The sequence below is a fragment of the Cohnella sp. SGD-V74 genome (assembly GCF_003001675.1).
Taxonomy (GTDB): domain Bacteria; phylum Bacillota; class Bacilli; order Paenibacillales; family Paenibacillaceae; genus Cohnella.
This window is the reverse complement of the sequence record NZ_PVYW01000001.1, coordinates 340,586-353,181: the sequence shown is the minus strand read 5'-3', so window position 1 is coordinate 353,181 and position 12,596 is coordinate 340,586. Positions and strand designations below refer to the sequence as shown.

Here is a 12,596-nt window from a genome sequence, read left to right as displayed (position 1 = left end):
GGTGGGGGAACCATGAACAAAACACTGAGAAATCCATATGTATACCTGCTCTTCGTCCTGCCGACGCTCGGATTGTACGGTCTGTTTTTCGTATATCCCGTTCTTCAATCGGTTTTCTACGGGCTGACGAACTGGGACGGCTTGACGCCGGCCAAGTACACCGGTTTAGATAACTTTGTGAAAGCTTTTAACGACGAGGATTTCTGGATTTCCGTCAAGAACAATATGTACTTCATTTTGTTTTCGCTCTTCGTGCAAGTGCCGCTGATTATTCTGTTCTCTCTTCTCATCAGCGGGGTCAAGCGTCTCCAAGGATTTTATAAGACAACGGTATTTCTTCCGTCCATACTATCGACTTCGATTATCGGGATTTTGTGGGGTTTCATGTATCATCCGAGTATCGGATTGTTCAACAATTTCCTCGGCTGGTTCGGCCTCGAGCCGATCTACTGGCTGTCGGATACGAAATGGGCAATGCTGTCCATTCTCGTCACTAACGCCTGGCAATGGATGGGCTTCTACATCGTGCTGGTGCTTGCGGCCATTCTGGCTATTCCGAAAGAAATCAACGAAGCGGCGGAGATCGACGGAGCTACCGGATTCCAGAGAGCTTACCGGATTACGACGCCGCTCATTATGCCCGTTATATCTGTAGTGGTTATGCTTTCGATCGCCGGCGCGATGCGCGTCGTCGACATCGTCCTCGTCATGACGAACGGCGGACCTGCGGGTGCGACCGAGGTTATGGCCTCGTATATGGTTAACAAAGCGCTTAGATACGGTCAATACGGTTACGGTACTGCCCTTTCGATTATGATCTTCGTGATTGCCTTGTTGCTGACGGCGATCTACCAAATCGTATTTGCCAGACGGCAGGAAAGGATCGAGTACTAATGCCAAAAGTCATCAAAAAGATCTTGCCCCATCTGGTGCTGCTCGTCTACGTCTTCGTTATTTTGTTCCCGTTCGTATTCGTCGTGTTCTCGTCCTTGAAGGAATCGAACGACCAGATCGTCAACGCTCCGTTCGGGTTCCCGGTGCAGATGGCATTCGACAACTACGCGGACGCCTGGAGCCAGGCGAAAATCAGCAAGTACTTCTTCAACAGCGCGTACTTGGCGGTCGGCTCCGCGGTATCTTCGATTCTTATCGCAGCTGCGACGGCTTATGCCCTTGCCCGCATGAGAATCGTCAAGGTCAGCAAAGCGATCTACCAGTTCATTTTGCTGGGCATGCTGATTCCCGGGAACGTCTTGTTCATCGCGCAATACATTCTGATTCAGAAGCTGGGACTGCTCGATACGCACTGGGCGCTGTATTTGCCCTATACGGCCGGCGCGCTTCCGTTCAGCGTACTGCTGATCGTCGCGTTCATGAAGGCGATCCCGTCCGAGATGGAAGAAGCGGCGATCGTGGACGGGCTCGGAGTCATCCGCTCGTTCATCCTGATAATTTTGCCGCTGACGATGCCGGCTCTCGTGACCGTCTTCATTATCAACTTGCTCGGCAACTGGAACGAGTACTTACTCGCGAACTTCTTTATCAGCAAGGACGCGCTCAAGACGCTACCTACCGGGATGGTCGGTTTCCGCGACGCATTCCAGACGAGTTACCCGCTCGTATTTACGGGCGTCGTCATCAGCGTGGCTCCGATCATCGTGATCTACGCGTTCCTGCAGCGGACCATCATCGAAGGTCTGACCGCAGGCAGCGTCAAAGGCTGATTCCTTGCGAAACGCCGGACAGGCTTCGGCTGCGGCAGGACCCGGCGCAAATCTTCCTCGGGGGATTTGCGCTTTTTGGCGTATGCGGCTTATGATGAGGGGAGAATATCGGCACAGAAAAGGAGGGCGGACCGTGATCGTTCATTCGTTCCCGCCGATCATCGACGAAGGCTGCACAATGCTCGTTCTGGGCAGCATGCCGGGCGCCGCGTCGCTCAAGGCTCACCGGTACTACTGGAATCCGCGCAATTACATGTGGCGGATTTTATACGCATTGTTCGGCGATGGGGGAGAGCCCGACGAGAGCTACGACAGTCGGATCGCATTCGCGCTCCGCAGCGGCGTCGCTCTGTGGGATACGATCGCCAGCTGCGAGCGGAAGGGCAGCCTGGACAGCGAGATCAGGGAGGCGATTCCGAACGATATCCCGGGCCTGCTGGCCGCATACCCGAACGTGCGCGCGATCGTCTGCAACGGCACGAAGTCGTTCTCGGAACTGAACAAGCATTTCGGCGAACACCCCGAGGTTCGCAAGCGGGAGCTGCTGCGGCTGCCGTCTACGAGCCCGATTCCGACGCGGGATTATCGGGGGCTGGAAGACCGTCTGGAAGCTTGGAAGCGACTGTTGGAAATATGAGAAAAGGGCCGATCTGTAGGCGTCTCAAGTTGCTCTGAAAGATGATCGATACTAAAGGTTCAAGGGGTAAGTACCTCCTTCCGATGCTATACGCTCCCGAAATCTGAATGGGTAAACCCGTGACAAGGTGATTTCAGGAGCGTATGAGGCATTCTCCAGGAGGTACTTACCCCTCTCTTTACATATCGATTATCTTAAGCAACTCCGCCTACAGATCGGCCCTTCGTTATTTCGTCAATTGCTCCATTTGCTCGATCAGGCCTTCGAATACGCTCATCGCCTGGCGAATCGGCTCCGGCGAGGACATGTCGACGCCGGCCTTCTTCAGAATGTTGATCGAGTAGTCTTTGCCGCCGCTTCTCAGGAAGCCGAGGTAACGGTCGACCGCGGGCTGGCCTTCGTCGAGAATCTGCTTCGCGAAGCTCGTCGCCGCGGAGAAGCCGGTCGCGTACTTGAAGACGTAGAAGCTCGTGTAGAAATGGGGAATGCGCGCCCATTCCATCTCGATATCCTTGTCGACGACCATGCCCTCGCCGTAGTATTTCACGTTCAAATCGTAGTAGATCGAGCTGAGCTCTTGAGGCGTCAGCGCTTCGCCCTGCTCCGCTTTCGCGTGAATGATTTTCTCGAACTCCGCGAACATCGTCTGACGGAACACCGTCGTGCGGAATTGATCGGCATAGTAGGTGAGCAGGTACATTTTTTCCTTCGGATCGGTCGACTTGCCCAGCAGATAGTCCATCAGCAGCGCTTCGTTCAGCGTGGAAGCGACCTCGGCCAGGAAGATCGTGTACTGCGCGTCGCGGTACTCGTTGCTCTCGTCCGAGAAGTACGAGTGGAGGGCGTGACCCATCTCGTGAGTCAAAGTGAACATGCTGTTCAGGTTGTCGTTATGGTTGAGCAGAACGTACGGGTGCGTGCCGTAGGCGCCCCAGCTGTACGCGCCGCTGCGCTTGCCCTGGTTCTCGTAGATGTCGATCCAGCCTCCGTCGAAGCCTTCCTGCAGCACTTGGCGATAGTTGTCGCCGAGCGGCGCAAGGCTGTCGTACACCGTTTTCTTCGCTTCCTCGTAGGTGATGTTCAGGTCGAACTCTTCGACAAGCGGAGCGAACAGATCGTACATATGTAATTCGTCCAGCTTAAGCAGCTTCTTGCGCAGCTCCATGTAGCGGTGCATCAGCGGCAAAAACTCGTGAATCGTCGAGATCAGGTTGTCGTAGACCGATTGCGGGATGTTGTCCCCGAACAGAGACATTTCCAGGGCGGAAGGATAATTCCGGGCTTTGGCGTAAAACTGGTTTTTCGTCACATTGGCGTTCAAGGTCGCGGCCAGCGTGTTGCGCCATTTGCCGTACGTGTCGTACATCGCTTGGAAGGCTTCCCGTCTGACGTCCCGGTTTTTGCTCTCCAGAAACTGAATGTAGCGGCCGTGCGTCAGCTCGACTTCCTCGCCTTGCTCGTTCTTGATCTTGGGGAATTTCAGATCCGCGTTGTTCAGCATGCCGAAGATCGTGCCCGGCGCTTGCGATACGTTGCCCACCTGGGCCAGCAGCGCTTCTTCGTTCTTGGAGAGCGTGTGAGGCTTCTGACGAAGCATCTCTTCCAGCGAGCGCTTGTATTTGGCCAGCGACGAATCGGCGATCAGCTCGGTGAGCTGGCCCTCGGACAGGCTGAGAATTTCGGGCGTGATGAACGAAGTCGCTTCGCCGACTTCCACGCCGAGCTTCTTGGATTTGTCGGACAGCGCTTGATACTTGGGAGCGGCCATGTCTTCGTGATGGCGCATGTTCGCGTACACGTAGAGGCGTTCGGTCAGCAGGGAGATTTCGTCGTCGAGCGCAAAACAGCGGGCGATGGCGTCCGCGTCCTTCAGCTTGCCCTGGTAGCCGGCTATTTCGCCGATCAGCTTCTTGACTTGACTGTACTCTGCATCCCAGGCTTGCTCGTTCGTATACAGGTCCTCGAGCTTCCAGCGGTGCTCCTGAGGCACTTCGGATCTGACGGCGACTTGTTTCATGGACATATTCAACCTCCTGAATGATGGATCGTAATCGGCCGAGACGGCGGTGCACAGCAAAGACAGAACCGCGACCGACGCGGTCAGCGGCAGGACGAACTTCCTCATGGCGGGCCTCCGGTGTTGGAATAAGTTTCCGGAGTAGTATGCCCTTGCTAAGACCCGATAATGAAGAAGTTATACACGATCAGGAAAAAGGCGAACAGCACGAGCACGATCGAAAGGATGGCCATCGGCCGGCGCATTCGATCGGGAAGGCGGTCGCGGGTCAGGATCAGCACGACGGCTAAGGAGAATGACGAGATAATAAAGATAAGAGTGGCTTCGGTATTCATCGGGGACGGACTCCTTTGCAATCGTAACTATTCGGAATGAACCGGGTCAGATCGATTTCAATTTCTCCAGCGTGTTGCGCAGTCCTTCTTCGCCGTCGGGGAAGTCCTCGGGCAGAAACCGCTTCCCGGCCCAATCCATCATCTCCGGACGGCTGAGGAATCGGTGGCAGGTTTCGCCCCATTGCTCGGATATTTCGCGGACGACAAGCGTTTTGCCCTGAACTTCTACAGTCAGCATATTGTAGTTGTCGTGCTTATAGACGGTATGTTTTGTGAACATAGGACACTCCTGGGCTAGGGCAGCTAATGCCGTTTTTTTCATCATAGAAGAGTTCTACAGAGAAATCAATGTAACGCTGGAAAATCGAAGGTTGACAGAAGCGGCCGACTGTGGGAATCTACATAGAAATCCGCCGAGGGCGGATGGAGTAATTAGACGAGTTGAGACGAGTTTGACGAGACGAGAGGAGAAGAGAATCGAATGACAAATGAAAAAGCTGTGCCGGCGTATCCGCAGACGGGTGTCGCCTCGACCTGCCGTTCGTTCGACGAGTATTGCGCCATGTTCCAGTTGAAGCCTGCGGATCTGAAGGGACCTGTGCTCGATGTCGCGGGAGGAGCTTCCTCCTTCACCGCGAATTTGCACGCGAAGGGCGTGCGGGCGATGGCTGCGGATCCTTTCTACGAAGGACTCACGGACGAGATCATTGCGACGGGATACAAGGAGATCGAGATCGCTTCGGCCAAGATCGCTGCGATGGCCGCAAGCTTCGATTGGAGCTATTACGGCTCCCCGGAGCGCCAGCGCGAAATCCGGGAACGCTCCATGGCGCTGTTCGCTGAAGATTTCCGCAAGGAAGACGCATGGGCCCGTTACTTCGCGGCCGCTCTTCCCAGTCTGCCTTTCGCGGACGATACGTTCGAACTGGCCTTGTGCAGCCACTTTCTGTTTCTGTACGCCGATACCTTCGACGAGCGCTTCCATGCGGCCGCGCTGCGGGAACTCATCCGCGTGCTTCGTCCCGGAGGGGAGCTAAGAATATATCCGCTTGTCACATTGAAGTGGGAAAAATACCCTTATATGGAGCGAGTTCTTGGAGAGCTGGAAGAGATCGCTTCCCATGAGTTCCTCCCGGCCGGATTGCCCTTTACGCCGATTCGCAGCCCTCTGCTGAAACTGGTGAAAAAGGCCGGTCCGACGGGCTGAGACGTTCGGTCGGAACCCGTTTTAGGCGGCCTGAATATCTTGCAGAAAAGGGTAATTTCGGTTATAATCATCGTATTCGTCGATCGACGGCGAGATTTTAGGAGGTTTTTCATTTGAGAGGAACAGTAAAATGGTTTAACGCAGAAAAAGGATACGGCTTTATCTCCGTAGAAGACGGCAACGACGTATTCGTTCACTTCTCCGCAATCCAAGGCGAAGGCTTCAAAACTTTGGAAGAAGGCCAAGAAGTCGAATTCGAAATTACGCAAGGCAATCGCGGTCCTCAAGCTTCTAACGTGGTTAAACTGTAAGTCCGCGAGCGGACTTACTTCTCATATCACGAAACAGCGGCAAAACCCCTGGTGATCCACGATCTACCGGGGGTTTTGCTGTTTTTATATGGTCGACTGCCGGGCTCCGTCTATTCTGCGCGGCATGCTTGTGACGGCCGGAAAGGAGCGTCGCGGGGAATAGTCGTGGGCGTGACCCGCTCCCAAATACGGTTTCTCGGCTCCCCCTTTGACCGTAAGGCCGCTAAAGTGGTAAACTTATTGGTGATTTTTATCGATACTTATGTTCCCCGGGGGTACAAAGTCATGCCAAAATTCAAGCTGTTCGCCGACCGTAAAGGCAAGGCGGACCAAGCTAAAAACAATCGTTTCGTGAAGCTGGCGCGCGAAATCTACGTGCAAGCGCGCAGGGGCGGGCCGAATCCTGAATCCAACTACGGACTCAGAAGCGCCATCGCCAGCGCTCGCGCGATCCAGATGCCGGCCGACAATATTGAAAGAGCGATCAAGAAAGCCGCCGGAGCCGCAGACGGCGACGATTACGAGGAAATCATGTACGAAGGGTACGGCCCCGGAGGCGTGGCGATCATGGTGAAATGCCTGACCGACAACCGCAACCGGACCGCATCCGACGTTCGCGCGATTTTCGGCAAGCGCGGCGGCAACTTGGGCGAATCGGGATGCGTATCGTATATGTTCGATCATAAAGGACTGCTCGTTATCGCCCGGGACGAAGACTCTCCGGACGAAGACAGCTTTATGATGGAAGCGCTGGAAGCCGGAGCGGAAGACGTCGTCAGCAGCGATGAGAGCTTCGAGGTGCTGACGACGACGGAAGATTACGAAGCGGTGAAGAACAAGCTCGAAGAAGCCGGCTACAAATTCGAGACGGCGAGCGTGCGCTGGCTTCCGCAAAACACGGTGGCGGCGGAAGGCGAGAACGCCGAGAAGCTGATGAAGATGATGGACGCGTTCGAGGATAACGACGACGTGCAGGACGTGTACCACAACTTCGAGATCAGCGACGACGAGATGAGCCGGATCGGTTAATTCGGACTCGCGAAGCTTGCGCGTGAATCGTGAAGGGGACAAGCCCGCAGCAAAACAGGCCAACCGGACTTCAGGTCGGCCATGCAAAACAAAAGAGGCCGTGAGGCCTCTTTTTGCTGAATGCCTATGGGGAACCGCCCGTTATTTGGCTCCGGCAGGCTCCAGCATATGAACCTTATCGATCGTGCCGCCGCCGAGGCAGACTTCGCCGTCGTAGAAGACGACCGCTTGTCCGGGCGTGATCGCCTTCTGGGGCGCGTCGAACTGGACGTCGTACGTGCCGTCGCCCAGCGGCTTCAGCGTTACGCCCTGATCGGGCTGACGATAGCGGAACTTGGCCGTGCAGCGAACCGGAGAGGACGGCTCGTCCGGGCTGATCCAGTTGACTCCGGCAGCTGTCAAGCCAACCGAGTAGAGGCTGTGATGGGCATCGCCTTGAACGACGTACAGCGTGTTCGTCTCCAAGTCCTTGCTCGCGACGAACCACGGTTCGCCCGTGCCGGAGCCGCCGATGCCGAGCCCTTGCCGCTGGCCGAGCGTGTAATACATCAGGCCGTCGTGACGGCCCTTCGTTTCTCCGCTGACGATATCGACCATATTGCCCGGCTTGGCGGGCAAGTATTGGCTCAGAAATTCTTTGAAGTTGCGTTCGCCGATAAAGCAGACGCCGGTGCTGTCCTTCTTCTTGGCCGTGTAGAGGCCGAATTCCTCGGCGATTCTGCGAACGTCCGGCTTCTGCAGATGGCCGATCGGGAACATGGCCCGCGACAGCTGCGCCTGATTCAGCGCATGCAGGAAGTAAGTCTGATCCTTGTTCGAGTCGACGCCCCGGAGCAGCTCGTATTTGCCGTCCCGCTGCTCGAGCCTCGCGTAGTGCCCGGTCGCGATCGCGTCCGCTCCAAGCTCCAGCGCCTTCTGCAGAAATTCGCCGAACTTGATCTCGCGGTTGCACATGACGTCCGGATTGGGCGTTCTGCCCGCCCGGTATTCCGCGAGAAAATATTCGAACACCTTATCGTAATATTCCTTCTCGAAATTAACGGTATAATAAGGGATTCCGATCTGGTTGCACACCCGCCGCACGTCTTCCGCGTCTTCCTCCGCCGTGCAGACGCCGAACTCGTCGGTATCGTCCCAGTTTTTCATAAATACCCCGACCACGTCGAAACCTTGCTTTTTCAACAGCAACGCGGTCACCGAGGAGTCTACGCCTCCGGACATGCCGACGACGACGCGTACTTTGGAAGGGTCCGGGAACCGCGTCTCCAGCGATGCCGTTAAGGCTTCTAGATTGTTCATCCGCATCATCTCCTTGCCGCCTTCCGGACAACCCGTTTGCGGATCGGGCCTCCCGGCGGCTTTTGCTTCAACCTGCTTCGATCTATTTTAGCACAAACCTCGTTATTTCTCACAATTGTCCGGGCGTTTCATGAATATGTCACGTTTTTTTTGCCCAAAAAGAGAATAGTTGTGATAACATATATTTATTATGGGGATACCCTCCATTCCGATTCCGTGATCAAGTTCGGAGTCTTCGCAATCGGGTATCAGGCAACTTAAACTATGCTGACGGCATGAAAGCAGGTGTTCGAATTGAAAATTTCGACCAAAGGCCGCTACGGCTTGACAATCATGATGGAACTTGCGGCCAAATTCGGCGAAGGGCCGATTTCACTAAAAAGCATCGCGGAGAAAAACGGTCTTTCCGAGCATTATTTGGAGCAGCTGATCGCTCCGCTCCGTAACGCGGGCCTCGTCAAAAGCGTGCGCGGGGCGTACGGAGGCTACATTCTTTCGAAGGATCCGGAGACGATCTCGTCAGGAGACGTCATCCGCATTCTCGAGGGGCCGATCAGTCCGGTGGATTTCACCGAGGAAGACGATCCGGCCAAGCGCGATCTGTGGCTGCGAATTCGCGACAGCATCGCCGAGGTGCTCGACTCGACGACGCTGCACGATCTGATCACGTTCAAGGGCGAGGACAAGCTCGACAACTATATGTTCTACATCTAGGATGAGGTTTGAGAAATGAATTCTATTTATTTCGACCATGCGGCGACCACGCCGATGCATCCCGCGGCGATCGAAGCTTACGTGGAAGCGGCGTCCGCGGGACCGAGCAATCCGTCCAGCCTTCATGCTTCCGGCCGCGCGGCGAGAGAGCGAATCTCCGCGGCGCGGGATGCGATCGCGGAATTGCTGGGCTGCTCCCCGGCGGAGATCGTCTTCACGGGCAGCGGAACCGAGAGCGACAATTCGGCGCTGTTCGGCGCCGCCCGCGCGCAGCGGGAGAGAGGGCGCACCGGAATCGTCACGACGGCGGTCGAGCATCATGCGGTGCTGAACGCTTGCCGCCGGCTTGAGGCCGAAGGCTTCGTGCTGACGGTGCTCCCCGTGGACGAGTTCGGACGGGTAAGTCTCGAGGACGCCGAGGCGGCCATTGGAGACGATACCGCCGTCGTCAGCGTCATGGCCGGCAACAACGAGACCGGCGCGCTGCAGCCGATCGCCGAGATCGGAGAGCTCGCTCGCCGCCGCAAGGCGCTGATGCATGTCGACGCGGTGCAGGCGTTCGGTTACTTGCCGCTGAATCTGCGCGAGCTGCCGATCGACCTGCTGAGCGTATCCGCCCACAAAATCAACGGCCCGCAAGGCGTAGGCCTGTTATACGTGCGCAGAGGAACGCCTTGGCTGCCTTTGCTTCACGGGGGCTCCCAGGAGCGCAGCCGCAGAGCCGGAACGGAGAATGTCGCCGGCATTGCGGCTTTCGCCGCGGCGGCGGACGTCGCCCTCAAGGAACGGGCGAGCCGCTGGGAACACGCCGAGAGCGTGAGGACCGAGGCTCTGAAGCAATTGTCCGCGCAGCTCGGATCGGGACGTTTCGTCGTGAACGGCCATCCGGACGACCGGCTTCCCCATGTGCTGAACGTGAGTTTTCCAGGCATTTCCTCCGAAAGCATGCTGATGAATCTGGATCTCGCGGGCATCGCCGCCTCCGGCGGTTCCGCGTGCAATTCGGGCTCCCTGAAACCTTCCCATGTGCTCGAGGCCATGAATCTTCCTTCCGACAGAATCGGTTCCGCGGTACGTTTCAGCTTCGGTTTGGGCAATACTATAGATCAGGCCGAAAAAATGGCGAAAATTATTGCAACTATTTCAGCGCGTTATGCGTAATACATAACAAGACGCTGAAGTCAGGAGCCCGCATGTTTCAAGTGGAGCGCATTCTAGGTTTGCCGGTGCTGCTCGAGAGCGGCAAGAGCGTCGGGAAAATCAAGGATTTGTGGTTCGACGAATTTTGGCGGCTGGTCGGCATCGTGTTGGACAGGTATACGCGATCCGGGCTGTTCCGCAAATTGTCCAAGATTGTCTACTGGAAAGATATCGTTCATCTCGGCGAAGACGCTTTGTTGATTCGCAACGGTGCGGCTGTCGCGTCCATTAACGGCAATGAGCTGCTGCGGACGTTCCATTCCGGGGTCGTCCGATTGAAGGATATGCCGGTCTATACGATTGAGGGACAATATTTAGGCAAAGTCTCGGATGTTTATTTTAGGCCGTCCGAGGGTACACAAATAGTAGGATACGAGTTGACGGACGGTTTTCTCGCGGACGTGCTGGAAGGAAGGCGGAAGCTGATTCTGCCCGAAGCGCCGGACAAGATGACATTGGGCAACGATGCGATATTGGTGCCGGCATCGTACGAGCGGATTCTGACGAGAGAGCCTACGCGGAAAGTGACAGGTGAAGACGGATGATGAGATGTCCGAATTGCAGTTCCAAAGATATCGGTAAAATCGGTTCCCATCAATTTTATTGCTGGAGCTGCTTTATCGAGCTGACGGTCAACGGAGAGAAGATGTCGGTCTACCAGGTGGAAGAGGACGGCACTCTGAGCTCGCTTGACGATTTGTTCTTCGACGAGCCGATCCCGGCTCACATTCATGCCAACGGCATGTAATCGAGAGCGAAAGCGCTCCGCCCCTAACGGGGGCGGGGCGCTTTTTTTATGGCCGGCCGTCTGCACCAAGCGATGAAAGGCTCCGTGCAGAGGCTGGTTTACGCCGGAGGACAAGTGCATATACTGGAAGGGAATGCCCGTCCTGCGGATGCGGCCGTCTTAAGGGGGAGTGCGGAGATGGAGACGTTCACGAAGAGCCGCCTGTTTCGCGTGCTCGTATACACGATCCTCCTGCTGGTCGTCATGTTCCTGATCGTGCTCGTGCGTCCGATGCTGATGTCGGTGTACGACTTTCTCAAAGCGGTGCTGGCGCCTTTTCTCGTGGCCATGATCATTTCCTATACGCTGAATCCGATCGTCAACATGCTGCATGACCGCAAAGTTCCGCGCACGGCCGCGGTGCTGCTCATCTATGCCGTCTTCCTCTCCGTGTCCGTCGTCATCCTGATGAACGTCATTCCGATGTTCATGAATCAGGTGGAGGAGCTGAATGAGCATATGCCGGAGCTGACGATGAGGGCGCAAGGGCTGGTCGACCATTTCAACAACAACAACGTGCTGCCGGAAGCGGTCAGGGACGGCATCAACCGGTCGATCGGAACGCTGGAGAAACGGATTGAGCAGTGGATCGCGAATTTTCTCAACAATATCGACTCCGTCGTTAACGTGCTGTTTATCGTGATGATCGTGCCGTTTCTCGCTTTCTATATGATGAAGGATCTGGACGTGTTCGAACGCGCCGCCTTGCAGTACGTGCCTCGGGCGAGGCGCAAGCATGCAGTAAGGCTGCTGAAGGACATCGACGCCGCGCTAGGCAGCTACATTCGCGGTCAACTGATCGTGTCCGTCTGCGTCGGGGTGCTCGCGTACATCGGTTACTTGATCATCGGCATGCCTTATCCGCTGCTGATGGCCGGATTCGTCTCTTTGTTCGATATTATTCCGTACCTCGGCCCGTTTTTCGGTGCGCTGCCCGCGCTCATCATGGCTACGACAATCTCGTGGAAAATGGTGCTGATGGTCATCGTCGTCAACATGATCTGCCAAAACCTCGAGAGCAACGTCATCAGTCCCCAGGTCGTCGGAAAATCGATGAAAATGCACCCGCTCACGATCATTCTCGTGCTCTTGATCGGTGGGGAGCTGGCGGGCATTGTCGGCATGATATTGGCGGTTCCGTTCTACGCGGCGATGAAGGTGGTCGTGCAGCACGTGTCCGCTTACTACATTCATCGAAAAACCGTTTGACAGCGCCGAACGGGGTTGACTATAATTTTATGAGGCGTAATACCCTATTACGGCTACACGACACGATATCGCGCAACACGTTGACGAAGCATAAGTACCTCGCAGTCCGCATCGCCAGAGAGAAGAT

The 12,596-nt window shown here is 55.9% G+C and carries 15 protein-coding genes; 11 read left to right on the top strand and 4 right to left on the bottom strand.

Features of this window, described 5'->3' with window-relative positions; genetic code table 11:
- Window positions 1–12 precede the first annotated feature (12 nt).
- The 3 genes from B0G52_RS01670 (at window position 13) to B0G52_RS01660 (ending at window position 2,361) form a co-directional block, all read left to right on the top strand.
- Entirely contained in the window at window positions 13–894 is an 882-nt protein-coding gene (locus B0G52_RS01670) for a carbohydrate ABC transporter permease (RefSeq protein WP_094041765.1), read from the top strand.
- Window positions 894–1,724 (top strand): carbohydrate ABC transporter permease, encoded by an 831-nt coding sequence (locus B0G52_RS01665; RefSeq protein ID WP_094041764.1) that lies wholly within the window; start codon window positions 894–896, stop codon window positions 1,722–1,724. Before B0G52_RS01670 ends, B0G52_RS01665 begins: the two co-directional genes overlap by 1 nt.
- Window positions 1,725–1,857: 133 nt before the next feature.
- Window positions 1,858–2,361: a DNA-deoxyinosine glycosylase gene (locus B0G52_RS01660; protein WP_233162252.1), complete on the top strand. Its 504-nt coding sequence runs from the start codon at window positions 1,858–1,860 to the stop codon at window positions 2,359–2,361.
- 226 nt (window positions 2,362–2,587) lie between these two features.
- On the opposite strand, the gene pepF is transcribed toward B0G52_RS01660, so the two are convergent.
- The 3 genes from pepF to B0G52_RS01645 all read right to left on the bottom strand — a co-directional run bounded on the left by pepF (window position 2,588) and on the right by B0G52_RS01645 (window position 4,993).
- Window positions 2,588–4,378, bottom strand: coding sequence for an oligoendopeptidase F (gene pepF / locus B0G52_RS01655; RefSeq protein WP_233162300.1), 1,791 nt, complete (start codon window positions 4,376–4,378; stop codon window positions 2,588–2,590).
- Window positions 4,379–4,533: 155 nt separating this feature from the next.
- The gene (locus tag B0G52_RS01650) at window positions 4,534–4,713 is read right to left on the bottom strand and encodes a hypothetical protein (protein WP_094041762.1); all 180 of its coding nucleotides are present in this window, start codon (window positions 4,711–4,713) and stop codon (window positions 4,534–4,536) included.
- 46 nt (window positions 4,714–4,759) lie between these two features.
- Window positions 4,760–4,993, bottom strand: coding sequence for a hypothetical protein (locus B0G52_RS01645; RefSeq protein ID WP_094041761.1), 234 nt, complete (start codon window positions 4,991–4,993; stop codon window positions 4,760–4,762).
- A 201-nt stretch (window positions 4,994–5,194) separates the two neighbouring features.
- Between B0G52_RS01645 and B0G52_RS01640 the strand changes: the two genes are divergently transcribed.
- From B0G52_RS01640 to B0G52_RS01630, 3 genes are all read left to right on the top strand, one after another.
- Window positions 5,195–5,920 carry a class I SAM-dependent methyltransferase gene (locus tag B0G52_RS01640; protein ID WP_094041760.1) on the top strand — a complete coding sequence of 242 codons (726 nt, stop codon included), beginning with the start codon at window positions 5,195–5,197 and terminating at the stop codon, window positions 5,918–5,920.
- A gap of 113 nt (window positions 5,921–6,033) precedes the next feature.
- The gene (locus B0G52_RS01635; RefSeq protein ID WP_094041759.1) at window positions 6,034–6,231 is read left to right on the top strand and encodes a cold shock domain-containing protein; all 198 of its coding nucleotides are present in this window, start codon (window positions 6,034–6,036) and stop codon (window positions 6,229–6,231) included.
- Between the two features lie 285 nt (window positions 6,232–6,516).
- The gene (locus B0G52_RS01630; protein WP_094041758.1) at window positions 6,517–7,260 is read left to right on the top strand and encodes a YebC/PmpR family DNA-binding transcriptional regulator; all 744 of its coding nucleotides are present in this window, start codon (window positions 6,517–6,519) and stop codon (window positions 7,258–7,260) included.
- A gap of 141 nt (window positions 7,261–7,401) precedes the next feature.
- Here B0G52_RS01630 and mnmA read toward each other — a convergent pair whose 3' ends face one another.
- Window positions 7,402–8,559: a tRNA 2-thiouridine(34) synthase MnmA gene (gene mnmA, locus B0G52_RS01625; RefSeq protein ID WP_094041757.1), complete on the bottom strand. Its 1,158-nt coding sequence runs from the start codon at window positions 8,557–8,559 to the stop codon at window positions 7,402–7,404.
- Window positions 8,560–8,853: 294 nt separating this feature from the next.
- Here mnmA and cymR point away from each other — a divergent pair, with 294 nt between their 5' ends.
- The 5 genes from cymR to B0G52_RS01600 all read left to right on the top strand — a co-directional run bounded on the left by cymR (window position 8,854) and on the right by B0G52_RS01600 (window position 12,469).
- Window positions 8,854–9,273, top strand: a complete 420-nt coding sequence (gene cymR / locus B0G52_RS01620; RefSeq protein WP_094041756.1) for a cysteine metabolism transcriptional regulator CymR — start codon at window positions 8,854–8,856, stop codon at window positions 9,271–9,273.
- Between the two features lie 15 nt (window positions 9,274–9,288).
- Window positions 9,289–10,434, top strand: a complete 1,146-nt coding sequence (locus B0G52_RS01615) for a cysteine desulfurase family protein (RefSeq protein WP_094041755.1) — start codon at window positions 9,289–9,291, stop codon at window positions 10,432–10,434.
- Window positions 10,435–10,466: 32 nt separating this feature from the next.
- Window positions 10,467–11,018: a PRC-barrel domain-containing protein gene (locus B0G52_RS01610; RefSeq protein ID WP_094041754.1), complete on the top strand. Its 552-nt coding sequence runs from the start codon at window positions 10,467–10,469 to the stop codon at window positions 11,016–11,018.
- Entirely contained in the window at window positions 11,015–11,221 is a 207-nt protein-coding gene (locus tag B0G52_RS01605) for a hypothetical protein (protein ID WP_094041753.1), read from the top strand. Before B0G52_RS01610 ends, B0G52_RS01605 begins: the two co-directional genes overlap by 4 nt.
- Before the next feature lie 177 nt (window positions 11,222–11,398).
- Window positions 11,399–12,469 carry an AI-2E family transporter gene (locus B0G52_RS01600; protein WP_094041997.1) on the top strand — a complete coding sequence of 357 codons (1,071 nt, stop codon included), beginning with the start codon at window positions 11,399–11,401 and terminating at the stop codon, window positions 12,467–12,469.
- Window positions 12,470–12,596 lie beyond the last annotated feature (127 nt).

Excerpts from the sequence above, each read along its gene's own strand:
- B0G52_RS01615 (WP_094041755.1), top strand. The coding sequence starts at position 9,289 with ATGAATTCTATTTATTTCGACCATGCGGCGACCACGCCGATGCATCCC.
- B0G52_RS01670 (WP_094041765.1), top strand. The coding sequence starts at position 13 with ATGAACAAAACACTGAGAAATCCATATGTATACCTGCTCTTCGTCCTG.
- B0G52_RS01610 (WP_094041754.1), top strand. The coding sequence starts at position 10,467 with ATGTTTCAAGTGGAGCGCATTCTAGGTTTGCCGGTGCTGCTCGAGAGC.
- B0G52_RS01630 (WP_094041758.1), top strand. The coding sequence starts at position 6,517 with ATGCCAAAATTCAAGCTGTTCGCCGACCGTAAAGGCAAGGCGGACCAA.
- mnmA (WP_094041757.1), bottom strand. The coding sequence starts at position 8,559 with ATGAACAATCTAGAAGCCTTAACGGCATCGCTGGAGACGCGGTTCCCG.
- B0G52_RS01645 (WP_094041761.1), bottom strand. The coding sequence starts at position 4,993 with ATGTTCACAAAACATACCGTCTATAAGCACGACAACTACAATATGCTG.
- B0G52_RS01650 (WP_094041762.1), bottom strand. The coding sequence starts at position 4,713 with ATGAATACCGAAGCCACTCTTATCTTTATTATCTCGTCATTCTCCTTA.
- B0G52_RS01605 (WP_094041753.1), top strand. The coding sequence starts at position 11,015 with ATGATGAGATGTCCGAATTGCAGTTCCAAAGATATCGGTAAAATCGGT.
- B0G52_RS01665 (WP_094041764.1), top strand. The coding sequence starts at position 894 with ATGCCAAAAGTCATCAAAAAGATCTTGCCCCATCTGGTGCTGCTCGTC.
- B0G52_RS01640 (WP_094041760.1), top strand. The coding sequence starts at position 5,195 with ATGACAAATGAAAAAGCTGTGCCGGCGTATCCGCAGACGGGTGTCGCC.
- pepF (WP_233162300.1), bottom strand. The coding sequence starts at position 4,378 with ATGAAACAAGTCGCCGTCAGATCCGAAGTGCCTCAGGAGCACCGCTGG.
- B0G52_RS01600 (WP_094041997.1), top strand. The coding sequence starts at position 11,399 with ATGGAGACGTTCACGAAGAGCCGCCTGTTTCGCGTGCTCGTATACACG.